Source organism: Paenibacillus sp. MDV22-iso6 (assembly GCF_058408365.1).
In genome coordinates, this window is record NZ_JBZVDZ010000003.1 from 618,521 (window position 1) to 643,439 (window position 24,919).

Annotated in this window: 19 protein-coding genes; 14 read left to right on the forward strand and 5 right to left on the reverse strand. The window is 47.6% G+C overall.

The annotated features are described in order from the left end of the window. Positions 1-5: 5 nt before the first annotated feature. Positions 6-1,439, reverse strand: a complete 1,434-nt coding sequence (locus AC4PM4_RS11895) for a VanW family protein (protein WP_491613669.1) — start codon at positions 1,437-1,439, stop codon at positions 6-8. A gap of 252 nt (positions 1,440-1,691) precedes the next feature. Between AC4PM4_RS11895 and ftsE the strand changes: the two genes are divergently transcribed. From ftsE to AC4PM4_RS11920, 5 genes are all read left to right on the forward strand, one after another. Continuing rightward, entirely contained in the window at positions 1,692-2,378 is a 687-nt protein-coding gene (gene ftsE / locus AC4PM4_RS11900) for a cell division ATP-binding protein FtsE (protein ID WP_024631580.1), read from the forward strand. Further along, positions 2,368-3,285: a permease-like cell division protein FtsX gene (gene ftsX / locus AC4PM4_RS11905; RefSeq protein WP_063567509.1), complete on the forward strand. Its 918-nt coding sequence runs from the start codon at positions 2,368-2,370 to the stop codon at positions 3,283-3,285. Before ftsE ends, ftsX begins: the two co-directional genes overlap by 11 nt. A gap of 153 nt (positions 3,286-3,438) precedes the next feature. Beyond that, positions 3,439-4,716, forward strand: a complete 1,278-nt coding sequence (locus AC4PM4_RS11910; protein WP_491613670.1) for a murein hydrolase activator EnvC family protein — start codon at positions 3,439-3,441, stop codon at positions 4,714-4,716. A 134-nt stretch (positions 4,717-4,850) separates the two neighbouring features. Then, positions 4,851-6,320: a S41 family peptidase gene (locus AC4PM4_RS11915; protein ID WP_063567507.1), complete on the forward strand. Its 1,470-nt coding sequence runs from the start codon at positions 4,851-4,853 to the stop codon at positions 6,318-6,320. A gap of 64 nt (positions 6,321-6,384) precedes the next feature. Further along, positions 6,385-7,710: a PDZ domain-containing protein gene (locus AC4PM4_RS11920; RefSeq protein WP_491613671.1), complete on the forward strand. Its 1,326-nt coding sequence runs from the start codon at positions 6,385-6,387 to the stop codon at positions 7,708-7,710. Positions 7,711-7,762: 52 nt separating this feature from the next. Here the strand turns inward: AC4PM4_RS11920 and AC4PM4_RS11925 are convergent, their stop codons facing one another. Both AC4PM4_RS11925 and AC4PM4_RS11930 read right to left on the reverse strand, forming a co-directional pair. Continuing rightward, positions 7,763-8,452 (reverse strand): response regulator transcription factor, encoded by a 690-nt coding sequence (locus tag AC4PM4_RS11925; protein WP_072733572.1) that lies wholly within the window; start codon positions 8,450-8,452, stop codon positions 7,763-7,765. Between the two features lie 19 nt (positions 8,453-8,471). Next, positions 8,472-9,746: a sensor histidine kinase gene (locus AC4PM4_RS11930; RefSeq protein WP_072733571.1), complete on the reverse strand. Its 1,275-nt coding sequence runs from the start codon at positions 9,744-9,746 to the stop codon at positions 8,472-8,474. 209 nt (positions 9,747-9,955) lie between these two features. Between AC4PM4_RS11930 and AC4PM4_RS11935 the strand changes: the two genes are divergently transcribed. Genes AC4PM4_RS11935 through AC4PM4_RS11945 form a run of 3 tightly spaced genes read left to right on the forward strand, consistent with a single transcriptional unit; the run spans position 9,956 to position 13,264 of the window. Then, positions 9,956-10,891, forward strand: a complete 936-nt coding sequence (locus AC4PM4_RS11935; protein WP_491613672.1) for an ABC transporter ATP-binding protein — start codon at positions 9,956-9,958, stop codon at positions 10,889-10,891. 11 nt (positions 10,892-10,902) lie between these two features. Continuing rightward, positions 10,903-12,093 (forward strand): ABC transporter permease, encoded by a 1,191-nt coding sequence (locus tag AC4PM4_RS11940; protein WP_491613673.1) that lies wholly within the window; start codon positions 10,903-10,905, stop codon positions 12,091-12,093. After that, positions 12,086-13,264, forward strand: coding sequence for an ABC transporter permease (locus AC4PM4_RS11945; RefSeq protein WP_491613674.1), 1,179 nt, complete (start codon positions 12,086-12,088; stop codon positions 13,262-13,264). Before AC4PM4_RS11940 ends, AC4PM4_RS11945 begins: the two co-directional genes overlap by 8 nt. 192 nt (positions 13,265-13,456) lie before the next feature. On the opposite strand, the gene AC4PM4_RS11950 is transcribed toward AC4PM4_RS11945, so the two are convergent. Together AC4PM4_RS11950 and AC4PM4_RS11955 are read right to left on the reverse strand one after the other, a co-directional pair. Continuing rightward, positions 13,457-14,299, reverse strand: a complete 843-nt coding sequence (locus tag AC4PM4_RS11950) for a flagellar motor protein MotB (protein WP_491613675.1) — start codon at positions 14,297-14,299, stop codon at positions 13,457-13,459. Further along, positions 14,283-15,080 carry a flagellar motor protein gene (locus AC4PM4_RS11955; RefSeq protein ID WP_063567500.1) on the reverse strand — a complete coding sequence of 266 codons (798 nt, stop codon included), beginning with the start codon at positions 15,078-15,080 and terminating at the stop codon, positions 14,283-14,285. Before AC4PM4_RS11955 ends, AC4PM4_RS11950 begins: the two co-directional genes overlap by 17 nt. A 169-nt stretch (positions 15,081-15,249) precedes the next feature. Here AC4PM4_RS11955 and uvrB point away from each other — a divergent pair, with 169 nt between their 5' ends. From uvrB to AC4PM4_RS11985, 6 genes are all read left to right on the forward strand, one after another. Next, a complete protein-coding gene (gene uvrB, locus AC4PM4_RS11960) occupies positions 15,250-17,241 on the forward strand; it encodes an excinuclease ABC subunit UvrB (RefSeq protein WP_488732487.1) in 1,992 nt (663 codons plus the stop codon). A 291-nt stretch (positions 17,242-17,532) separates the two neighbouring features. After that, a complete protein-coding gene (locus AC4PM4_RS11965) occupies positions 17,533-17,679 on the forward strand; it encodes a hypothetical protein (protein ID WP_491613676.1) in 147 nt (48 codons plus the stop codon). A gap of 223 nt (positions 17,680-17,902) precedes the next feature. Next, a complete protein-coding gene (gene uvrA / locus AC4PM4_RS11970) occupies positions 17,903-20,761 on the forward strand; it encodes an excinuclease ABC subunit UvrA (RefSeq protein ID WP_110000882.1) in 2,859 nt (952 codons plus the stop codon). A 322-nt stretch (positions 20,762-21,083) separates the two neighbouring features. Beyond that, a complete protein-coding gene (locus AC4PM4_RS11975; RefSeq protein WP_063567497.1) occupies positions 21,084-21,296 on the forward strand; it encodes a hypothetical protein in 213 nt (70 codons plus the stop codon). A gap of 272 nt (positions 21,297-21,568) precedes the next feature. Continuing rightward, complete coding sequence (locus AC4PM4_RS11980) at positions 21,569-22,735, forward strand: S1C family serine protease (RefSeq protein WP_244552122.1); 1,167 nt, start codon at positions 21,569-21,571, stop codon at positions 22,733-22,735. Between the two features lie 43 nt (positions 22,736-22,778). Then, on the forward strand, positions 22,779-24,677 hold the full coding sequence (locus AC4PM4_RS11985) for a stalk domain-containing protein (RefSeq protein ID WP_240321554.1): 1,899 nt from the start codon (positions 22,779-22,781) through the stop codon (positions 24,675-24,677). Positions 24,678-24,919: the final 242 nt, after the last annotated feature.

Sequence of the window (24,919 nt, forward strand, 5' to 3'; positions counted from 1 at the left end):
TAAGATTAAGGCTGCTTCGTGTCGCTGATGCCATCCTCTACAACTGATGGCTCTTTGGGATCAGGCAGGTTAGTATGACCAGAGCGGGCAATCAGGCGATTCTGGGCTTTGTATGTGTCACGTGTAATGGTTTTGGATTCGACAATTTTACCATTTACCTTTTTGGTGCGCAGCGTCTCCACAATATATCCGGGTTGACCGTTTTGGAGCACCTGTTGAGCGCCGTCAGGCAGCACATTACTCGATACATATTTGACGGGAGCACTTAATGTCTCAATTGTACGGGATTCCAGGGCATAACTGACGTTCTCCGGGAAGGTCCCGAAAAATTTGACCGTTAAGCTTCCACCTTCCACTTTGGCATGAATGAGCAGAGACTTGCCGGTATTGTTTTTGAACCGAAAATTGATGGAACCTGAGGCGAACGTAGCATCCAGCCCCTTCGGCAAATATTTGACGGGCAGGGAGTGATTGCGGCGTTCTACGATGTCCAGTCCGGTCAACAGGGCTGCGTTGTAAACGGTGCTCGATACTTGGCAGATACCGCCCCCAATGCCGGGGGTCAGCTGCCCATTCACGATGACCGGTGCTTCCCGGAAACCATAGTCTTCCTCGGCCTTCTTAATGACCTTTTCATAATCAAAAGTACCATTTGGCGGCAAAATCATGCCGTTAACGGCTTGCGCTGCTGCGCTGACGTTATGTATCCGGCCTGCACTGCTGTTTCCAAGGCCAGTGGAGAACTGAATGATCTTCCGGTCAATTCCCTCTTGGCGCAGCGAATCGAGAGTCACTTCGGGTTGCAGCGTATACAACGGCAGCTGAATCAACAGCGGGTTTGGCTTCGTATCATGGTCCAGTGGAGCGAAATCGCGGTGCAGTTTAGCCTGCATCAGGCTCGCGAGTTCATCCCAGGCGATCCGGCGGACGCCCTTTTCCGGGATGTACTGGACCTTGTCACTTGCGGTAATGCGGCGAACAGCGTTCGCGGGTGTACCGAAGGTTTCCTTTTCCCAGGCAGGGGTAAGCTGCTCTCTCAGTGATTTTGAATTGTACGTCAGCTTCAGGGACCACTCCTTGATGAAATGATATCGGGCGTAAGCGCGTTCCCACAGATTGCCTTCATCCAATTGCTGCACAGCTGTCCGGAAGTCATCAGCACTGTAGCTTGCGCCTGTCTGGGCGGCGGTGAACATCATTGTTTTTGGTGTAGGATCGTCAACCTCCAGGGTGATCGGCCATGCTTCCATTTGTTTTAATCGTTCATCCAGTGCCGGTAGAACTTCCTTGCGATTCACGCCCTCAACCGACCACTCCGCAACACGTACCCCTTCCGGTAGGGCGGGTTGGTTCACGTACATATACAGCAATCCATAGGACGCGGAACCGAGTAATAGGATGGAGAACAGTGCAATGACCATCAAATGTATTTTTTTCATATCCGTACGCTCCTTTGTACTTCTGTTGTTCCGCATTTCGTAACACTTTCCATATATATGATCCAATGATGGAAAACTTTCGGGTACTCAATAGGTAACAAATTTGTTACAATAAAATTCATATGAATCCATGCTTCACCATCGAAAAAGGGGCGAAATGGATTTTCCCTGATGAAATTCAGGTCTTTTTAAAGGAAATGCCAAGATTGTGTCGAAATGATAATGGCTAACTATGCAACGGGAAGTGATGATGTGATAGAAATGCAGGACGTGTGGAAGACCTACGCCAATGGTACCCACGCATTACAAGGGGTGTCGGTGAAGATCGACCGCAATGAATTTGTCTATATCGTCGGTCCGTCCGGCGCAGGCAAATCGACATTTATGAAATTGATGTACAGGGAAGAAGTTCCGACCAAAGGACAAATATCCATTAACGGATTTAATATCGGAAAGTTAAAGCCACGCAAAATTCCTTACGTACGCCGGAATATCGGCGTTGTGTTCCAGGATTTCAGGTTGCTGCCACGGATGACGGCATTTGAGAATGTGGCATTTGCCATGGAAGTTATTGAAGCACCGAAGCGTCACATTAAGAAACGAGTGATGGAAGTGCTTGATCTGGTTGGATTGCGCAGCAAGGCGAATCGTGAACCTTCACAGTTGTCGGGTGGGGAACAGCAGCGTATTGCCATCGCACGTGCCATCGTGAACAATCCGTCTGTTATTATTGCGGACGAGCCTACGGGTAACCTTGATCCGGAGACGTCATGGGGCATTATGCAGCTGCTGGATGAAATTAATTTCCGCGGAACCACTATTGTTATGGCGACCCACAACAAGGATATCGTTAATACGATGCGTAAACGGGTTATTGCGATTGAACGGGGACAGATTGTACGGGATCAGATGAGAGGGGAATACGGTTATGAATTTTAGTACTCTCTTGCGCCATTTACGGGAGGGATTCAAAAACGTATTCCGCAACGGCTGGATGTCCGTGGCCTCCATCATGTCCATTATCGTGTCATTGCTCATTCTGGGCGTGTTCATGCTGCTGGTGCTTAATGTGAATTCCATGGCCAACCAGGTGGACAGTCAGGTCGAGATCAGTACGTTTCTTGAGCTGAACGTGGATGAGAACCTGCGTAACACGCTGGAGCAGGAAATCAGTGCGATGCCTGAAGTCAGTGAAATTCGTTTTGTTTCCAAAGAAGAGGGACTCAAGGAGTTCCGTGAACGTCTCGGAGAAAGTGCAGACAATGTGCTGAGCGGTTTCGATGTGGATAACAATCCACTGCCGGAGACCATTGAAGTAGAGGTCATTGAACCGGAAACCGTCACTTTTGTGGCGCAAAAAATCGAAGCATTGAACGATAAACACCCGGAGAAGCCGATCATGAAAGTGAACTACGGCAAGGAAACGGTGGAAGTATTGTTCAAATTTACGAAGCTTGTCCGTAATATCGGATTTATTTTTGTTGGGGGACTGGGGTTAATGTCCATGTTCCTGATCTCGAATACGATTCGCGTAACGATTCTGGCCCGGCGCCGGGAGATCGGTATTATGAAACTGGTTGGTGCAACCAACACGTTCATTCGTTGGCCTTTCTTTGTCGAAGGGGCATTGATTGGATTGATCGGTTCGGCGATTACGGTAGCAGTACTGTTCTTCGGTTACAGCCGCCTGATGGCCACGATTGGTCAGGATGTATTTATGCAGATGCTTAATTTGATTCCACTCGGTGATATTTGGTTGCTGTTTGGAACACTGTTGATCGGACTCGGTGTGCTGGTTGGTATTTTGGGAAGCACATTGTCCATCCGCAAATCTCTTAACGTTTAATCGAAAAAGAATGGCAAAGCAGGTTCACAACTGAACACTGTTTGACGATATGTAGTAAAGACGGAGTCTTTAGTGTAAAGAAAGCAAAGAACATGTTGTTCACCACCTGTGCAGGTTGCTTTCTTGTGAATTCATAGGATGGGGGATCACATTTTGAAAAAAACAGCTTCGCTGCTGGCTCTAACGTTATTGGCCAGTTTGACGCTTCAACCTTCTGACGGATATGCCAAGAGTAGCATTAGCGACATTGATCAGCAGATTCAGCAACTGGAGAGCAAGGCGGCTTCGGCCAAAAAGGAGCAGCAAAAGGCTGCCAGCAACAAAAAGGAAGCCCAGCATTACAAGAACAAGACCAATGCTTACTTGAAAGTCGTCATGGAGCAGATCAATGTGGTTAGTGATGAGCTGGCAAACGTATCCTTGCAGATTGAAAATACGGAAGAGGATCTCCGGACAACGAAAAAAGATCTGCAAGCTGCAGAAGAACGTATCGTTGCAAGAGAGAAATTACTTGAATCACGTGTACGGCTGATGTATACAGATGGTGCCGTTTCTTATCTCGATGTGTTGTTAACTTCCACAAGCTTCACTGATTTCCTGACTCGTGCCGATTCACTGAAAACGATTGTGGATCAGGATCAGCATCTGCTGGATGAACACAAAAAGGACAAGCAGCTCGTCGTGGACAAAAAAGCAGAACTCGATGTGCAATATGCAGAAGCCAAGAGCCTGTATGCGCAGAAGAAACAGCGTAAGTCCCAATTGAATGAGAAGGAACAGGAGAAGCAAGTGCTTCTCGCTTCCTATGATGCTAAAATTGAAGAGTCTGAAGAGCTGACGCAAGAACAGGAAGATGTATTGATGCAGATTGCCAGCAAGCGTTCGGCCCTTCTGCAAGAGAAAAATAAATTGCGTGAGCAACAAGCGGCGGCGGCCGCCAAAGCAAAAGCAGCAGCTGCTGCACGTGCCGCGGCTGCTGCGAAGGCGCCGACCAAGGTCAGCTCCAACAGCAGTAGCAGCACATACTCCAGTGGTAACGGCATCTTTGGGATGCCAGTATCAGGTGCGCGTGTATCTTCCGGTTTTGGGCCTCGTATTCACCCGATCACGGGCGAAGTAGGTAAAATGCATGCAGGTGTAGACTTTGCTGTTGCTCAAGGAACGTCCGTTCATGCCGCTTCAGGCGGGATCGTCATCATGGCTGAATGGTATAGTGGATATGGTTACACCGTCATTGTTGACCACGGAGGCGGATTATGGACGCTATACGGTCATTTACGTGAAGGCGGATTTAAGGTTAGCAAGGGTGACACGGTAAGCCGTGGCGATATAATTGCTGAATCAGGCAGTACAGGCAACTCCACTGGACCGCATTTGCATTTTGAAGTACGTGATAATGGAACAGCAGTGAATCCATCTAACTATTTGTAGTTTTTAGCCAACAGTTGGAATGGAACAAACATATTCCGTACAAGCTAGGCATATACTAAGCTGGCATGTTCAGGGAATGATTCACGGAACGATTGAATTTGACACGCTTCAATACTAAAGGCGGTGACAAACGGATGATGAAGAAAAGATCGGCCCTGCTGCTTGTCATTGTAGCCCTTCTCGGAGGAAGCCTGCTTACGTTGGTGCTGATGAGCTCTCCTGGCCTGGCACAGACGACACCTGGCGAAGGATTGCTCGCAAGCGTTACTGGCAGTTCGCAGCAGAAGAACGATTTGAAGAAGATTGAAACCGCGATGGATTTGATCTCAAGCAACTACTATAAAGACGTGGATCAAACCAAACTGATTGATGGTGCGATCAACGGCATGATGGAATCCCTTGGTGATCCGTACTCCAACTATATGGGGCAGGAAACAGCAGCCCAGTTCGAGGAGTCGATTGAAGGTTCATTTACCGGAATCGGCGCAGAGGTATCCTCACAGGACGGGAATGTCGTAGTGGTATCACCGATCAAAGGATCACCTGCCGAGAAAGCGGGTATTCGCGCGAAAGACATGATCATGTCCGTGAATGGTGAATCTCTGCAAGGTTTGGAACTGAACAAAGCCGTTAACAAAATCAGAGGTCCAAAAGGCAGTGAAGCGAAGGTACAGGTTAAACGTGCCGGATCTTCCGAACTGATTGACTTCGTCATTGTACGTGATGACATTGATCTGGAGACGGTGTACGCCCACATGGAGGATAACGGTGTTGGTGTTATTACGATCACCCAATTCTCGCTGAACACAGGAGATCGCTTCAAAGAAGAACTGGCGAAGCTGGAGAAGCAGAACATGAAGGGCCTGATCATTGATGTTCGTAATGACCCGGGTGGTGTTTTGCAGGTCGTTATTGATATTGCAGAGCAATTTGTTCCGAAAGGCAAAGTTATTGTTCAAGTCGAAGACAAGAACGGTAAAAAGGAACAAAGCAAATCGAACGGATCAGGTAAATCGTACCCAATTACGGTATTGATGAACAAAGGAAGCGCGAGTGCCTCGGAAATTTTGGCTGGTGCATTGCAACAGTCGGCAGGCGCAACGCTGGTTGGAGAAAACTCCTTTGGTAAAGGAACCGTACAAACGAGTTATGACAAGCAGATGGGTGATGGCAGTCTGCTGAAAATCACCATCGCGAAATGGCTGACTCCGAACGGAGACTGGATTCACGAAAAAGGGATCAAACCGGATATTGCGGTGAACCAGCCGGATTACTTCTCGGTGGCACCAATCAACAAAGAAAAATTACCTTTGAAATACGACAGCAATAGCACGGATGTGAAAAGTGCGCAGACGATGCTGAGAGGACTTGACTTTAAGCCGGATCGTGTAGATGGATACTATGACCAGAAGACAGAAGAAGCGGTCAAAGCATTCCAGAAACAAAAAGGCATTCAGGCAACTGGCCAGATTGACGAGAAAACCGCGGAATCACTGGAAGCGGCTCTGATTGAACGCATTGCCAATCCTCAATATGATGCACAGCTGAAGCGCGCGATCGAAAATGTCTCAAAGGATATTTCGTCCGCAGTGTCGAAGCCATAAAGAAGGCTGATTTTCAGCCTTCTTTTTTTCTGAACCGGCTGAAGGAGAGGGGTGACCGTCCACAATGGAATGGGCTTGGCCATGGTTGACCACATTAGGAGAAGCATTGTTGCAGTTGTTTATTCAGCCGTTTTATTATATTGCGGTAATCTTGATTGCTCTCGTTTATCATCGTCAACTCTTACAGGAACGTAAATTGTTCCACGTTCGTCTGCAAAGCTCGATAACACAGACCATTCGTGCAATACTTGGAGGTATTGTGATTGGTGCAATGGTCTCAATCGTGTCGCTGTTTCTTGGGGCACATCTTACACTGAGCAGCCTGATCTGTATATGGGCAGCTACGTTATTTCTGGCATTATTCCGTATCCGATACTTATGTTTTGCTTATGCTGCAGGTTTGCTTGGCGTGTTGCAGTTTGGTTTAAATCTGGCTTCGGGCTGGCAGCCGGCAGGATGGATGGGAAGTGTCACTGAAGCATTACGTGCGCTGGATATGCCTGCACTGCTTGTGCTCGCAGCAGTATTACATATCGGTGAAGCACTGATGGTACGTATGCAAGGGGTATCCATGGCATCGCCTTTGCTCTTCGAAGGTAAACGCGGCAAGCTCGTTGGAGGATACCAGTTACAGCATTTCTGGCCGATTCCGTTACTGATTCTTGTTCCAGTTACGGGCGGGGCCGAATTGCCATGGACCGCTTTGATCAGCGGAGGAAATGGCTACATGTTGGTTGCGCTACCGATTATGCTGGGATTCGGAGAAGTTACGCAAAGTATGCTCCCCGGGGAAAAAGTCCAGATTTCCGCAAAACGATTGCTGCTATATGGGACAGGGCTACTTGTGCTCAGTCTCTTGGCTGCATGGTGGTCTCCACTCATGGTTGTTGCAGCCTTGGCTGCTTTCATTGGGCATGAGTTCCTGGTGTGGTACAGTGGCTTCGAGGAGCAAAACCGCAGCCCGCTGTTTGTACACCCTGAGCACGGCCTGAAGGTGCTGGGTGTCATTCCTGATAGTCCCGCGGAAGAACTGGGGATTGAGGCTGGGGAGACCTTGTACAAGGTGAATGGCGTATTGGTGCATTCGCCGGAGCAATTACATCGCGCTTTGCGTATGAATCCGGCCTTTTGTAAGCTAGAGGTACGCAATCATCAGGGTGAGAGCAAGTTCATGCAACGGGCGATCTATGAAGGAGAGCATCATCAGCTCGGGGTGCTCATGGCCCCGGACAATCATGAAGCCTGGGCGCTCCGCTTACGTCCGCTAACTCTATTTCATATCGTAAGTCTCAAGTTGTTCGCACGACGTCGGAAAGATCAGCTTAATGTTGAGGCTCCACTAGCATTGCCACCCGCCCCGGCGGGGGAGCAAAGATCTGTAGAGATGTAATGAAGAAAGGGTATTTCCTCCGCCATATTAGGCGAGGGAAATACCCTTTTTGCTACTTTTTCAACATGAAAATGGCGATTTGAGTCCGGTCGCGCAAACTAAGCTTACCGAGAATATCCGTAACATAGTTTTTGACCGTGCCTTCACTTAAAAATAGCTTCGCGGCAATTTCTTTATTGGACAGCCCTTCTGATATAGCCTCCGCAACAGCCAGTTCCATACGGGTTAGTCCGTAAGAGCCAATGGGTTCATGTGTCTGAGGCGCTGCAGTAGGACGAAGTAGACTCGCGAGCTTACGAGCAATATCAGGATGAATCAACATATCCCCGTTATGTACAGTCTTGATGCCCTGAATGATCCGGTCAGGTGGCACATTTTTGAGTAAATAACCGCTGGCTCCGTTTTGCAAAGCCTGGATAATATACTCATCATCGTCAAACGTAGTAAGCATCAGTACACGCACGTCAGGGAAACGTGTTTTAATGATTCGGGTACCTTCAACTCCATCACAATCTGGCATGCGAATATCCATAAGTACAACGTCGGCAATTGTTCCGGACTCCAGCAGTTCCAGAGCTTCCCGGCCGTTTGAAGCTGTACCTGTAACGGTAATGCCGGGATCGAGTCCAAGCAGGACTTTGAGACTTTCACGGATAAAGGAATCATCATCCGCAAGCATCAGCCGAATGGACTGAGGGTGAACAGAATGGCTCGAGTTATTTAATTCATTCAGGTCAGACATGAGCAAATCACTTCCTTTTTCAGATCAGTTCAGCTTTGTTTGCCATGGGTAGGCGTGTAATCACCGTATAGGGATAGTCCGACTTGATCTCAAGTTTCCCACCAACCAACTGTGTGCGTAGGCGCATACCTTCGAGCCCCATGCCGAGTCCTGTAGACTCTATCTTTACGCCCGGGTTAGCACGAGATCTTTCATGTCTTGCTTTCGTTTGTTCCTTGGTGGAAAGGGTATGGATCTTCCCATCGTTGCTGATAGACATACAGATTTCTCTTTCTCCAAATTCCAGTTCCACTGTAATCGTAGTGGCATTTCCATGACGGAGGGCATTGGTCAGGGCCTCTTTTGCATTTTTGTACAAAACGATTTGCATACTGGGATAGAGTACATGTGAATGACCACGCACTTCGTAACGCGTTTTAACACCCGTTTCCCTTCCAACGTCTTCAAGCAGACGATCTAGCGCGTAGGCATCGGATATATATGAGTCAGGTCGCAATTTGTGAAGCGTGGTTCGCATGTCATCCATACTGGCGGCCAATTGATCCCGAATTTGTCTCACCATTTCCGTGCCCTGTTCTGGGTGTATAGGGAGGGTGAGGAGGGCTGCCTCAGACATCATTTTGGTGCGAATTAGGCGATGACCAATATCATCATGAAGCTGTCTGGATATCCGGGTACGTTCCTCAACCTGTGCCGCTCCTTCAAGTTGCTTTGTGAATTGCAGCAATTGTTCGCGTGCCTCCTGAAGCTCGTAATGTTTACTGCGCAGCTCATCGTACACCTGTTCAAGCTGCCCACGGCTGCTCGCGCTTCTAGAACCCTGCCAAGAGAGTGTTGCGGTGATGAGCAGGAGCAAGTTACCTGCAACCCGAGCCATTGTCTCTTGGGTGAAGCTAAAAGGAATGGCCGTGTTATTGTGAAGTGTAAGCCATGCATGAAGCTCCTGTGGTGGGGCGTAATACCAATGTAACGCGGTATTGCTGGCGATAAGCTGAATGGCGAGCATTAACCACCGTTGGGTCCTATCCAGTCTGTACATGTACACATAAAGCGCAGATAAGGAGAGGAAAAACATAAATGGGCCATATAGAGCGATCAGCCAGCAGCTGAAGAGGATTTCGGCCGCAAGCAGCAGACGCTGCATACCTGAACGGGAGAAGTCTTTCCACACCGCGAGTCCTAGGGCAATGATAATATACAGAGTATAGCTATCTTCTTTTTCCAGGGGTAGCACCAGAATGTACAGAACCGCAGGAACTATGAGTAAACCGTATTGTAGCAACCGCATCGGCATATGTCAGAGACATCCTTTATTTTAGAAGTGAAGGTATACCTTCCGGTTATGTATGTCGATTATATCATAGGCAGTTTTCCCATCCGAAGATGACTTAAGTCACCTTTGTTTCATGACCTTTCGTACCTTCGCAGAAGATCACAATTCGTTACAATACAGATATGAAAATCCAGTCGCAGGAAGCTGGACGGAAGAGGAGTGTATAATCTATGACTATGCTTGAAGTGGATCACGTCGTGAAACGATACGGTAGCAAGCTGTCAGTGGATCATTTAAATCTGAGTGTCGGTAAAGGTGAAATTTTTGGATTGCTTGGACCCAATGGTGCAGGGAAAAGTACCACCATTAGCATGATTGCCGGTCTTTTAAATATGGATCAGGGTGAAATTCGGTTGGATGGCATATCGGTCAAGGAACGGCCACTTGAAGTGAAACGCAAAATCGGACTGGTACCACAGGATCTGGCTCTATATGAAACGATGACCGCTGCAGAGAATGTAACTTTTTTTGCCCGACTATATGGACTCCGTGGAAAAATGCTTAAAGAAAGAGTGCAGGAATCCCTCGAATTTGTAGGTTTGCAGGACAAAGCGAAGGATGCCCCGTCCACTTTCTCTGGCGGTATGAAACGCAGGCTGAACATTGCGTGTGCCATTATGCATCGACCGGATTTAATCATTATGGATGAACCAACAGTGGGCATTGACCCGCAATCGCGGAATCATATTTTGGAGTCGGTCCGTACGCTTAACCAGATGGGATCAACCATCATTTATACAAGTCACTACATGGAGGAAGTTGCTGCAATCAGTCACCGGGTAGCGATTATGGATCAGGGGCATATCATCGCCTGCGGCACCGAAGCAGAACTGAGAGAACGGGTTGCATCTGAGGAAAAAATAGTGCTCACCACTTCGGGCATTGGTCACGACGTTGTGGAGGAGTTGAAACTTCACCCCCGTGTGCGGGCGGTAGAAGTATCAGACGATACATTGACCATTACGCTGCCTTCTGCACAGCAGGATCTACAGGATATGCTCTTCATTTGCAGCAAACATGAAATCTCCATTCAAACGCTCAAGGTCGAAGAGCCTGATCTGGAAACGCTCTTCCTCAATCTGACCGGACGTACGCTTCGGGACTAGGAGGATCTCAGATGAACATATGGCATATTTGCATCTTTGAGTTGAGAAGGATTCTGAGAATTCGCTCCGTTCTGCTGAATCTGTTTATTCTGCCGCTGCTGCTCATCTTTATATTGGGTACTGCACTTTCTAGTACAATGGGTACCGCAAAAGAAGCCATTCCTGACTCGGTGAGAGTAGGGATCATTCAAACAGAAGAGAATTCCGGTTCGGGATTGATCAGCGAAGCTTTAAATAAATTTGTGACATCTCCGGTGGTAGCCGAGATGATGAAGGTACAGAACATTTCTACGGAAAAAGAGGCTGTAAGTGCACTGCGACGTGGTGATCTGGATTTTGCCGTAATCGTCCCATCAGATCTGGAGGAGCAGATCATGAAAGGGGAAGAGGCAAGGTTGCAATGGATATTGGGGAAAGATGGCACGCTCAATGTTGTAGGTGAGACTTTGTTTACGCGGTTCACAGATGAACTAAACATACAAGTAGCTGCGGCGAAAGTGTTAGGTCCTGACGCAGTAGCTGCAATGGCTGAGCATTCACAGACCAATAGCGCGAACTCTTCATATATAGCCGTAAGCAGTCCCGGAGAAGTGGGCACCTCTTATAGCGCTTCACAATATTATGCGGCTTCCATGCTCGCCATGTTCATGCTTTACTCGGGTTTGACAACCAGCAACAGCCTGTTTGGTGAAAGGGACAAAAAAACGCTAACTCGCTTACAGGCAGCTCCAATAGGCAATGGGGTCATTTTTGCAGGGAAAATTGCAGGCAACAGCCTAATTGCTTTCTTGCAGGCCATCATCATCGTACTGGTGACGAATTGGTTATATGGTGTGAACTGGGGCACACATCCAGGGTTGATTGTTCTGATCTGTCTGCTGATTACGCTGGCTTCCATGACTCTTGGCGTGATTGTTGCCCTGCTTTTCAAGAATTCCGCATCAGCAAGTGCCGCTCTTCAAGGCATCATTATTGCCATGACATTTATTAGCGGTGGATTTACACCCATTGCCGTTGGTTTTGTACAGCGAATAAGCGAATTTACGGTAAACCACTGGGCTTTGCAAAGTTTTCTGCGGATGATGCTGAACGCCCCCTTAAGTGAGATTATGTACAGCATCATGATGCTTGGTTCGGTATGTGCGGTAATGGTGGCGGCAGCGGGACTGATCTATAGAAAGGCGGGATATCGCTATGAATAGCCTGAATATTGCCTGGCTGATGATCCGGCGCACGATATTGCGAAAACGGGGTTTCATCACGTTCTTTCTTCTTCCTTGCCTTGTCGTCACAGGTACAATTGCGCTGTTTGGGAGCGAGGAGGGAACACGTGCCGTCATTCCTTATGTAAACGAGGATCAGGGTGCAGCAGGCAGATGGATATTGGATGAGCTGGGCCGCAAAGAGGAATATCTGCTCAAACCCATGAACAACGTTGCGGAAGTTAAGGAAGCCATTGCGCAGCAAAGGGGGAGTTCAGGACTCATTATCCCGGCGCATTACACGGACAATTTACTGCAAGACAAACAACCTGAAGTTCAGCTAGTGGAACTTCGTGTCAGTGAAAGCTCCTATACTTTGAGGGCTGCGGTTGAAGGTTTGGCAGCGGGATTGAGACAATCTGCTTCGGCAGTATTGGCAGCGACAGATGCGGCATCGGGTGAGACTCCTGATCCAACTCTGGCCCAAGCAAAATTTAAAGAATTGTTACTTGAACTAGGCAAACATCAAATTTCGGGTGAAGCAACTGAGCTGAAGATTTATCCAAAACCGGGTTTGAACAACGTGACCGGATTTACGATTATGTTCATGATGGGTCTGCTGACCAGTACAGTTGCTGTTATTATGGAAGACCGCAGGCAGCGGACGATGGCAAGAGTCTACACGGCTCCGGTCCGCGCCTATGAAATCGCACTGGGCAATTTTCTGGGGAGTTTTGCGATCGGATTAATCCAAATTGTTTTGGTACTGGGGATTAGCAGATGGGTGCTTCATTATGATGCGGGGATTCCATTTGTCATCCATCTGCTTATTTTGGCCGCATTTATGCTGGTCTCCATGGGGATTGCGAGTACGGTTGCCGGCTTGATTCGTGAATCCAAAAATGCAACCATGCTGAATTCTCTGATTATCACACCGACGTGTATGATTGGTGGCTGTTTCTGGCCGCTGTCGATCATGCCGGATTACATGCAAAAACTCGCTAATTTTGTTCCGCAGAAATGGGCGATTCAAGCAGTGGAAACGATCTCTGCTGGCGGTACGTTGTCGGACATTGCCCTACCGCTGCTGATTCTGTTTGGCATGGCAGCCATTTTGCTGACGGTCGGTTCTGCGATTCTTCGTCCCAGCGAGCCAGGCGTAGATGCGTAAAGTGTGAATCGTTTGTATGATGAAGGTAATCACATCGTGTGCCATTGCTGTAAAACGAAGGGAAAAATTGATCCGCCTTTTTTGCAATAAAAGTATAGAAGTAAAAACAAAAAGCACGTTCTGCTGAATCGAATTCAGTAAGAACGTGCTTTTTATAATAGAGCAAGGATACTTCATACGAAATGTTTGAGATTAAGGCTGGAGTTGACGCAAGACGGTGATTTCCACACGTCTATTTTTTTGCCGCCCTGCTGCGGTGGTATTATCCCCAGTTGGGCGCGTATCCGCGTATCCAGCATATTGAAATCCGTCAGGGTCAAGCTTTTCTTTGTCGAGAAAAAAACGCAATACAGACAGTGCACGTTCCCCGGAAAGCTCCCAATTATCTTTATAGGTAGCGTTTGCTCCGACAGGAACGTTATCCGTATGCCCTTCAATGCTAACAACGGTGCTCAAATCGCGGAACAGACTTGCCAATTTGCTCAGTGTGGGTGCAGCATCACTTTTGAGTGCCGCCTTTCCCTGATCAAACAGGAAGCGGTCGCTGAGTGTGATAGAGATGCCTTGCGGCTTGTCCGCAACAAAAATTTGATTTTCCAGTTTATTGTCTTCGATATACTGGGTAATCACATTGAACAAATTTTGCAGCTCCTGCTCCTGTGATCTGAATTGCTCTTCACGCTCCGTAAGTGGCTGATCGTCATCAGCTGGCTTACTTGTCTCGGAGCCGGAAGAGGGTCCTTTGCCTTCTCCGGGGTCTTCGCCCTGAATCTGGGAAGGCGGATTCTTGGTAATAGCTTGTCCAGCTGTACCACCAATACCTTCACCTTGATCGAGCAGGGAGTTGGATTGGTTGAAAGTATTTTGCAACGATTGAGTAACCACATCGTATTTACCAGAATCCAGATGGCTCATGGCATACATGATCACAAAAAAGATCAGCAGCAGAGTAATGAGATCGGCATAGGTAATCATCCAGCGATCTCGATGATCTCCAGGTTCACGTTTTCCGCGCCGTTTACTGCGCCGACTCATCCAATCCCTCCTTCACTACAGGACGTGTAATCTGGCGGTGAGTAAGTGTGAAGGACTCCAGCCGTTTACGCACAAGCTGAGGGTTTTCCCCGTTCTGGATGGATAATACGCCTTCGAGCAGCATTTCCATCGTCTGAATTTCGTCTGCTCCACGGGATTTAATTTTGGAAGCAATGGGTAAAAAGATAAGATTGGCACTGGCGACCCCGTAGAGGGTTGCGGTAAAGGCAACAGCAATCGCTGGGCCGAGTCCAGTAGGATCGGTCAGGCTGCCGAGTACCTGAATAAGTCCCATCACGGTACCAATGATACCCATCGTTGGAGCATAACCGCCTGCTGATTCAAAAATTTTGGCATAACCTTCATATTTTTGTTCGACGGAATCAATCTCCATCTCCATGATCTGGCGAACAACATCCTGATCTGTGCCATCGACAACCATCTGAATACCATCTTGCAAAAATGGATGCGGATGGTCCATTACTTTTCGTTCCAGTGCAAGCACGCCTGAGCGGCGAGCGATTGAAGACATATCTACAAGTTCTTCAACCCACTGGCTTGTGTCATTGTTGTTACGCCCAAAGGCCATGCGGAGGGCAGCAGGAATCGTACGCAGCCGATGTGCAGGGAAACTGGCAACAACTGCGGCAATCGTTCCACCAAATACAATTAGAGCAGCCGTCTTTTGCATCAGACCGGATAATTGGCCACCTTCCCATAAAAAACCACTAATGACTGCGGCAATCCCGGCAATAATGCCGATAAGTGTCGCAATATCCATAAATTAACCCACTCCTATCTTTAGTTCGCGATTGCATCACTTGCACAGACGAGGTATAATTATACGGGAACAAATATTCCTATTACTATAAGTTTTCCCATATGTAAATTCGGGGAACTTCGACAATATATAGTGACTATTATTTTAGACGATAGGGTGAGATACGGCAATGAGCGATATTATAATGAGCGACAAAACGTTCGAAATCGAATCAGAGTTTTCTCCCCAAGGTGATCAGCCTGCAGCCATTGAAGAATTGGTGAAGGGCGTTCAGGAGGGGAAGAGATATCAGACATTGCTGGGTGCAACCGGTACGGGTAAGACGTTCACCATTGCACAGACGATTGCCAAGCTGCAACGTCCCACACTGATTATTGCCCACAATAAAACGCTGGCAGCTCAGCTTGCAAGTGAGTTCAAAGACTTTTTTCCAAATAACATGGTTGAGTATTTTGTCAGTTACTACGATTACTTTCAGCCAGAGGCCTATATTCCTTCCTCGGATACGTACATCGAGAAGGATTCAAGTATCAATGAAGAGATCGATAAGTTACGCCATGCGGCTACGAGTTCATTGTTTGAACGCAGAGATGTCATTATTGTAGCGAGTGTATCCTGCATCTATGGTTTGGGTTCGCCGCACTCCTATTCCAGCATGCTTCTGTCCCTGCGGGTAGGGATGGAGAAACCGCGCAATCAGATTTTGTCGCGTCTGGTGGAGATTCAGTATCAGCGAAATGACATTAACTTTGTGCGTGGTACGTTCCGCGTTCGCGGTGACGTTATCGAGATTTTCCCGGCATCGAAGGGTGAACATGCGATTCGGGTGGAATTGTTCGGTGATGAGATTGAGAAAATTACGGAGATTGATGTGTTAACCGGAGAACTGGTTGGGGAACGTGAGCACATTGCGATATTCCCGGCATCTCACTTCGTAACCCAGGAAGAGACGATGAAGGTTGCGCTAGTGAATATTGAGCGTGAACTGGAAGAGCGTCTTGAAGTATTGCGTGAACAGGGGAAATTGTTGGAGGCTCAGCGACTGGAGCAACGTACACGGTACGATATCGAGATGATGAAAGAAGTCGGTTTTTGTTCAGGGATTGAAAACTATTCCGGCCCACTGACATTCCGCGAACGAGGCGATACACCTTACACGCTGATGGACTATTTTCCGGATGATATGCTGATTGTGGTCGATGAGTCCCACGTGACTCTACCACAGATCCGTGCGATGTATAACGGTGACCAAGCACGGAAGACTGTACTTGTTGATCACGGATTCCGTCTGCCCTCTGCGCTGGATAACCGCCCTCTCAAATTCGATGAGTTTGAAGGGAAGATGGATCAGATTATCTATGTATCTGCGACACCAGGTCCTTACGAGATTGAGCATACGGATACGATGGTGCAACAGATCATTCGTCCAACCGGTCTGCTTGATCCAATTATTGAACTGCGTCCAACGAAGGGGCAGATCGATGACCTGATCGGTGAGATTAATGACCGGATTGCGAAAGACGAGCGGGTCCTGATCACAACATTAACGAAGAAGATGTCCGAGGATTTAACAGATTATCTGAAGGAGATCGGAATCAAGGTACGTTATTTGCACTCCGAGATCAAGACATTGGAGCGTATGGCGATTCTACGTGATTTAAGGCTGGGGGTTTTCCATGTCCTTATCGGAATCAACTTGCTCCGGGAAGGTCTGGATCTTCCTGAAGTTTCCTTGGTAGCCATTTTGGATGCCGACAAAGAAGGCTTCCTACGCTCGGAACGCTCACTGATCCAAACGATTGGTCGGGCTGCACGGAACAGCGAAGGTCGAGTTATCCTGTACGGTGACAAAGTGACAGATTCGATGGATAAGGCGATGAAGGAAACAGAACGCCGTCGTGCGATCCAAATTGCGTATAACGAAGAGCATGGTATTACACCACAGACGATTCGCAAAAAAGTGCGTGATGTGATTGAAGCCACCAAAGTTGCTGAATCCAAGAAAGACTATCTTACAGGCGCTGCCGAGAAGATGTCGAAGAAGGAACGTCAGTCGCTTATTCAGCGCCTAGAGGCAGAGATGAAAGACGCAGCCAAAAACTTGCAGTTTGAGCGTGCTGCTGAACTTCGTGATGCATTGCTGGAACTGCGCGCAGAATAGCTTATTAAGGCAGACAGCATAAGTTTAAGATAGAGGCACAGTAGAATGTGTCGCAGCATGGATAGATCTGCAACAAGAGAACGGCCGGGTGGCCGTTCTCTTGTTGAGTCAGGAAATCAGTGATATCTACCGATAATTAGACATGTTGAAAACGTAAAATCAGGTCTATACTGATAGAAAAGTTGAAATTGGTTAAAAGGTTTATAGGAAAACATTTGGAAGTCGTGTACCCAGGAGCCGAGCCGAAGGCAATGGCGACCATCGCGAACAAGGCGAAGCCGTGAGCGTCCGGTGTTTAAGGGGAGCCGAGCCAAAGGCAATGGCGACCATCGCGAGCAAGGCGAAGCCGTGAGTGTCCTGGTGTTTAAGGGGAGCCGAGCCAAAGGCAATGGCGACACTTGCGAACGAGGCAAAGCCGTGAGCGCCCTCTCGTTGTAGAGCGGCCGTCTAAGAGACCGGCATTTGGCCGGGATCTTGGACGAAGCTGCGGGCACACGACAACCTTCACATAGCAAGACCCGACCATTCACCATTGCACCGCCTGTTTCGGGTGTCCAGAGGGCTGCGCCCTCTGGGGCCCTCCCTTGGAAGGGAGGGTTTGGGAGGGATCGAAAAGCCTTTAAAAAAGGTTGGAATTTCAACATTGAAAGGATGAATACCATTGGCGAGCGAGAACATTGTCATCAAAGGCGCGCGAGCGCATAACCTCAAAAACATTGATATCACCATCCCGCGTGACCGTTTTGTTGTATTGACCGGTCTGAGTGGCTCAGGCAAGTCCTCGCTGGCTTTTGATACGATATATGCCGAAGGACAGCGACGTTACGTTGAATCATTATCGGCTTATGCACGGCAGTTTCTGGGGCAGATGGAGAAACCGGACGTTGATTCCATTGAAGGATTGTCACCGGCTATTTCCATAGATCAGAAAACGACAAGCCGTAACCCGCGTTCCACCGTCGGAACCGTTACGGAAATCTATGACTACCTGCGTCTGTTATTTGCACGTGTGGGACATCCTCATTGTCCGGATCATGGCGTCGAAATTAGTTCCCAGACCGTAGAACAGATGGTTGACCGCATAATGCAATATCCTGAGCGGACCCGGTTGCAGATTCTGGCACCGATTGTCTCTGGACGCAAGGGTGAACACAAAAGTATATTTGCCGATGTGTCCAAGCAGGGCTTCGTTCGTGTAAGGGTGAACGGGGAATTACGTGATTTGTCGGAAGATATTCAATTGGAGAAGAACAAAAAGCATACGATTGAAGTCGTCGTTGACCGGATCGTAATTAAGGAAGATGTGCAATCACGTTTGGCCGATTCTATTGAGACTGCACTTAATCTGTCCGGTGGACAGCTGCTGGTAGATATTATGGGTGAGGAAGAGCTGCGCTTCAGTTCCAACTTTGCCTGCCCGGTGTGCGGATTCAGTATTGAAGAGCTGGCGCCGCGCATGTTTTCGTTCAACAGCCCATTCGGTGCCTGCCCGGATTGTGATGGATTAGGTGTCAAAATGATTGTTGACCCGGACCTGTTGGTGCCGGATCGAAGCAAAACAATTGAAGAGGGTGCGTTTGATGCCTGGACAGGTGGTACATCCACCTATTATCCGCAGTTCCTCAAATCGGTATGCGAACACTTTAACATTCCGCAAAACGTACCTGTAGAAGATCTGCCTGCTGAACAAATGAACAAGCTGTTGCAGGGTACAGGTACGGAGAAAATTCGTTTCCGGTACGAGAATGATTTTGGACAACGGAAAGAAGCATTGGTTACCTTTGAAGGTATTGTGAATAATCTGGAGCGTCGTTACCGTGAGACAGCATCCGAAGGTATCCGTGAATTCATTGAAGGTTATATGAGTGCCAAGCCTTGTGGAACATGTAAAGGACAGCGACTGAAACGTGAAAGCCTTGCTGTTACGATTAACGATCACAACATGGCGTATGTGACAAGTTTGTCCATTGGAGAAGCTGGCCGTTTCTTCGATTCGCTACAATTGAGTGAGAAAGAAGAAATAATCGCCAAACTTATTTTAAAAGAAATCAACAGCCGTCTCGGCTTCCTAGTAAACGTAGGACTGGATTACCTGACCCTGAGCCGTGCTGCAGGAACGTTGTCCGGTGGTGAAGCCCAGCGGATCAGACTGGCGACACAGATTGGTTCCAGCCTGATGGGTGTGCTGTATATTTTGGATGAGCCGAGTATTGGTCTGCATCAACGGGATAACGATCGTCTGATCTCCACACTCGCTCACATGCGGGATATCGGTAACACACTGATCGTGGTTGAACATGATGAGGATACGATGATGGCCGCCGATTATATTATCGATATTGGTCCGGGGGCAGGAATCCACGGTGGTACCATCATGTCGCAGGGTACACCGGAAGAAATCATGAATGACGAGAACTCGTTAACGGGTCAATATCTGAGTGGGCGCAAGTTTATTCCGGTTCGTACCGAACGCCGTAGTGTCGGGGACCGCTGGCTGGAAGTGCGTGGAGCGAAGGAAAATAACCTGAAAAACCTCAATGTAAAAATTCCAGTGGGTGTATTTACCGCAGTAACAGGTGTATCCGGCTCGGGTAAATCGACGCTAATTAATGAGATTTTGTATAAAACGCTTGCTCGTGATTTGAACCGTGCACGGGTACGTCCAGGTCAGCACAAAGAGATTCGCGGTCTGGAACATATTGATAAAGTTATTGATATTGACCAGTCACCAATCGGACGAACACCACGCTCCAACCCGGCTACGTATACAGGCGTCTTTGATGACATCCGTGATCTGTTTGCACAGACCAATGAAGCCAAAGTGCGCGGATACAAAAAAGGTCGGTTCAGTTTCAATATTAAAGGTGGACGTTGTGAAGCATGTCGAGGGGACGGCATTATCAAAATTGAGATGCACTTCCTGCCGGATGTCTACGTGCCTTGTGAGGTCTGCAAAGGCAAACGGTATAATCGCGAAACACTTGAAGTCAAATACAAAAATAGAAATATTGCAGATGTGCTGGAAATGACGGTAGAGGATGCAACGCAGTTCTTCGAGAACATTCCGAAAATTCATCGCAAAATGCAAACCTTGCTCGACGTGGGGTTGGGCTACATTAACTTGGGCCAGCCTGCAACAACGTTGTCCGGTGGTGAAGCACAACGCGTGAAGCTCGCTTCCGAGCTGTATCGTCGTAGTACGGGTAAAACGATCTATATTCTGGATGAGCCAACGACCGGTCTTCATGTCGACGATATTGATCGTCTGCTGAACGTCCTGCACCGTCTGGTGGATTCCGGAGAATCGGTACTCGTTATCGAGCATAACCTGGATGTTATCAAAACAGCCGATTATATCGTTGATCTGGGTCCGGAAGGTGGAAGCGGTGGCGGAACTATTGTTGCGACAGGTACGCCTGAGGATATTATTAAAGTGGAAGCCTCCTATACCGGTAAGTACTTGAAACCAGTATTGGAGCGGGATACGGAACGAAGCAAGACGTTACAATTGACGGAGTAAATGCTCCAGTTTACAGGTTATTTGTGAATATCTAACCCTTCTTTTCATGAAGTAGGTGGCATCGATATATGATCTGATGCCCTCTTCTTCCGAGGAGAAGGGTTTTCTGATATTTTACCGTTGTGCCAATCTTAATATGACATCGGTGAAAGTGTTTACATATGTGGTAGAGCAAGCATTCCATCAATCTACTGCCAAACTGGATTTTTTTCATTTTTCTGGATGATAGGGCTTGCATTACAAGCAGGGTACAGATAACATAGAGGAAGATATTAGGGTATGCGTTTAGCTGTTCAACTATGGTGAGGAGGTCTGTCTATCCATGCTGTTTGCAGAAGCTGCCGCGGCGAGTACTTCGAATTTTAATGCGTTTGATATTTTTGTCATCTTATTTACGATCCTGATTTTCATTGGAGTTGTCCGACTGGTTCGCGCACCGAAGAAGAATTTGTTTGCTATCGGATTTGCAGTGGTTAGTCTGCTGGTATTCCTTTTGACGGACTATGCCATGATTACCGGTTGGTTTGGTTCGTAGAGACACCGCTGAACTTATTTGAAAACAGCAAGTAGAAGAACAGACAAACACTTTCCAGAGAATTAAGGAGGGTGTTTTTTTGTGTTTTGCAGAGTGGTTCGGATAATACGGTCTTCTCTATCGAAATTAGGTCTTAAAGAGATTGTACAGGAATAATTTGTATGTTAAATTTGAGGATACCGGTATTGCAGATAATAGAGAAAGAGATTCAGTAATGGATCATATGGTTCGGTTGCATAACGGAGGATATATAGAGAGGGTTAGGTGAGAGAATGAGAGTGTTGGGGAAAAAGGGCGTAGCCATACTGATGGCTGCTGTACTCTCGATCAGTGTTGCAGCAACGGCTGGGGCAGCGGAGTCTTCATCAAGTATGCAAGCCAAAATGGTAGATGGACAAGTATATGTTAGTTCAAAGGATTTGGTCAAAGCGCTCGGAGGAAGTGGGCAATATGACGCCAAGTCTGGAACGTTTCAGTATAAGGGCAGTGAAGCAGTCCCGAAAGTAATTGAAAAAGTATCTCCTTCTGTTGTAGGCATTATCGGCAAATCTACTGAATTACAGGATGGCGTCACATCGGATCGCTATAACCTAGCTCATGGCACTGGCGTGATCATCCGCTCCAACGGCTGGATTGTGACGAATGCCCATGTGGTTGATGGATTAATAAATCCGTTGGTCGTGACGACTGATGGCAATACATATAAAATCACCAAAACATACAGTGACCCGTTAAGCGATATCGCTCTAATCAAAATTAATGCCAAATCTCTTAAACCGGCGACCTTCGCCAAAGCTTCCCAAACAACTGTTGGAGAAACCGTCATTGCCATCGGCACACCGATTTCCTTCTCTTTGCGTAACTCGGCGACAGTGGGCGTAATCAGTGGTCTTAATCGGGGAGTGGAGGCTACCTATCGGTTGATTCAAACAGATACAGCCATTAACCCTGGCAACAGCGGCGGACCGCTGGTCAACCTCAAAGGTGAAGTTGTTGGTATTAACTCTATGAAATTTTCAGCAGTGGGTATCGAGAGCATGGGATTTTCAATTCCAGTAGATACCGTTCAATATATTATCAATCAGTTCTTTGAATACGGAAAAATCAAGCGTGCAAGCCTCGGCTTGCAACTGGAAGAGAGCTGGTCAGCGATTGTGGGCCTGCCTACTGATGATCCTTTGACGATTACGGGTGTGCTGTCAGCTCAAGCGAAGAAAGCCAAAATTAAAGAGGGGGATGTGTTATACAGTGTGGCAGGCACACGTGTGTCCTCTGTGGTGGATATCAATGAGTTGCTCAAAAAGTATGTGCCAGGACAGAAAGTCAAACTGTTAATGCAAACGGACGGCGATATTGTCACTCGTACGGTGGTCCTTGCTGATCGAGCGGATATCCAAGACGATGAAGATGAGCAGTTCACTGTAGATGAAGATCAATAAAGCCCGGCGAGCAATCCGGATCCAGAGAGGACGAATGAATGGAATGAAAAAATCATTTTTACGTGTGCTAAGCACAGGTATGTTAGCCGGGATGCTGAGCATTGGAGCGGCTTTGCCTGCGTGGGCATCCGATCTTATAACAAGTGAGCTGCGGATCACAGCGGGTAGTACGAGCGCTTATATCAACGGCAGCAAGCAGGCAATCGCCAAACCATATCAGTTCAAAGGCGTTACGATGGTTCCTGTTGGTGTATTCAAGAAGGCTTTTGGCAGCGAGATCCGACTGGAGAAGAATGATGTGGTCAAAGTTAAGGAAGGTCCGCATACTGTCACCTTAACCATTGGCAGTTCGATTGCCTGGGTGGATGGAGTCAAAAAAGAGATGGGCGCAGCCCCAAAAATGGTTAATGGCGTGCTTATGGTACCACTCCGCCCGGTAGCTGCGGGGATTGGCGCTACACTTGCTCCAAGCAGTTCAGGAGAAATGGTCATTCGCTTATTGCAAACGGACGAATCGGAGGATGAGGACGAGGGCGGCATTAATCTGGACGAAGGCAAAACGAGAATTGGTAACAGTTATTACGGCTGGTCCATTAATTACCCATCCGACCTCATGATTCTGCAAACGGGTGAGCAGGAGCGCATGATGACATTTGGCGCGGAGGACAGCAGTTATTATCTTGAAGTGTATGTGAGTGACCAGGATGTGAATTTGGATTCGGATGATTTGTTACAGCAGCTTGTTCAGGAAGCAAAAGAGAGCGGAGATACGGTGCTCGATCGGGAATCGATTGCCAAAGGGAAAACACCTTATGCCCGGATTGTGGTTAAGGATGCGGACGGGGTGTTATGGGAAATGCGCCAATATATCCATGATGGTCGCCAATATGACGTATACCTCGCGGATTATGGAGCACTGAATTACAAGGATCTGGGCAAACGTGCAGCGCTACTCAATTCATTCCAGCCTACTTATGCTCAGTCCGATCGTACAATTAAGGATCTTTCAACCGTGGATGAGGGGATGCGCTCTACCTGGAATGATGATTATGGCATTGAACTGAAGATTCCAGCAGGCTGGTCCATGGACAACACCCAGATGATATACGAAGCCAAGGATGGTGCATATCTGCAACTACGTGTTACATCTGCACCGAAGGGTGCGACGGTCAAAGAGTGGAGTGGCCAACTGGACAAGTGGATGCGTGAGACATTCACGCCGGAAAGTTATGAGCCGATAGGTTCGTATACGATGGATGTATCAGGCGAGACTGCCGAAGTGAATGAGTTCCGTTATAACTTTGGCGATGGATGGCAGACGGAGTTCGATGTTCTTTTGCAAAAAAATGGCTATCGCTATTATGCAGAGTATACGTTCCCTGAGGAGCAGACGAAGGATCGGGAATGGTTTAAGAGTATCATGAAGAGTGTTGAGATTGATTTTGATACCGTATCTGATAATTTCGGACAGCTGGATGAAGACCCATATTTGACGGATAAAACAAAATCTGTGACACGAACGTCCAAACGTTATCATTACAGTGTAGATATTCCACGTTACTGGACGCCGTACAATGATCGGTTTGAGTATTCTCCTGTGGTTTATACCTTCACAGGTGGTCAATTCTCCATTGCCGCGAGTGAGGACAAATCCATTGAAATGACTGTCAGTCAACTTAGAGAGGCGTATGCGGAAGCAACCAAAACTCGTAAAAACTTCAAATTGATTAGCAGTGAGGAGTTGACGTTTGCGGGTGTGCCTGCGTTTTCCTTTATCTATCATGAAGTGGACAATGGCGTGCCGTATACCGGACGTCAGATCGTGTTTGAACAGAACGGAACGACGTATACCATTACGAGCGGGCTGAATGACGCCAACAAGACGGAAGTGCAGGCAGCAGCGCTGGAAAAAGCCGTGAACTCATTTACTTTTATCAAATAATACGAAATACTGAAATAAATAGATGTATGTTGCCGGAGGGTCGAGAGACCTTCCGGTTTTTCGTATATGCATGTTGAGTGAGATGGAAATGAAAATGATAAACGGTTTTTTCAGGAAAGCGTAGAAGAGTCGTTGCAGAAGTGGTACACTATACTAGTTCAGGAGTTATGACTGCTGTTCTGAAAAATAAGAATGACTGTAGGCTTGGGAATCAGGCAATACAGACATAATGTATAGATATA

Coding starts and splice junctions, on each gene's coding strand:
- AC4PM4_RS11980 (WP_244552122.1), top strand. CDS start 21,569: ATGAGAGTGTTGGGGAAAAAGGGCGTAGCCATACTGATGGCTGCTGTA.
- AC4PM4_RS11895 (WP_491613669.1), bottom strand. CDS start 1,439: ATGAAAAAAATACATTTGATGGTCATTGCACTGTTCTCCATCCTATTA.
- AC4PM4_RS11945 (WP_491613674.1), top strand. CDS start 12,086: ATGAATAGCCTGAATATTGCCTGGCTGATGATCCGGCGCACGATATTG.
- AC4PM4_RS11935 (WP_491613672.1), top strand. CDS start 9,956: ATGACTATGCTTGAAGTGGATCACGTCGTGAAACGATACGGTAGCAAG.
- uvrB (WP_488732487.1), top strand. CDS start 15,250: ATGAGCGATATTATAATGAGCGACAAAACGTTCGAAATCGAATCAGAG.
- AC4PM4_RS11920 (WP_491613671.1), top strand. CDS start 6,385: ATGGAATGGGCTTGGCCATGGTTGACCACATTAGGAGAAGCATTGTTG.
- ftsX (WP_063567509.1), top strand. CDS start 2,368: ATGAATTTTAGTACTCTCTTGCGCCATTTACGGGAGGGATTCAAAAAC.
- AC4PM4_RS11915 (WP_063567507.1), top strand. CDS start 4,851: ATGATGAAGAAAAGATCGGCCCTGCTGCTTGTCATTGTAGCCCTTCTC.
- AC4PM4_RS11955 (WP_063567500.1), bottom strand. CDS start 15,080: ATGGATATTGCGACACTTATCGGCATTATTGCCGGGATTGCCGCAGTC.
- AC4PM4_RS11950 (WP_491613675.1), bottom strand. CDS start 14,299: ATGAGTCGGCGCAGTAAACGGCGCGGAAAACGTGAACCTGGAGATCAT.
- AC4PM4_RS11930 (WP_072733571.1), bottom strand. CDS start 9,746: ATGCCGATGCGGTTGCTACAATACGGTTTACTCATAGTTCCTGCGGTT.
- AC4PM4_RS11940 (WP_491613673.1), top strand. CDS start 10,903: ATGAACATATGGCATATTTGCATCTTTGAGTTGAGAAGGATTCTGAGA.
- AC4PM4_RS11985 (WP_240321554.1), top strand. CDS start 22,779: ATGAAAAAATCATTTTTACGTGTGCTAAGCACAGGTATGTTAGCCGGG.
- AC4PM4_RS11975 (WP_063567497.1), top strand. CDS start 21,084: ATGCTGTTTGCAGAAGCTGCCGCGGCGAGTACTTCGAATTTTAATGCG.
- AC4PM4_RS11925 (WP_072733572.1), bottom strand. CDS start 8,452: ATGTCTGACCTGAATGAATTAAATAACTCGAGCCATTCTGTTCACCCT.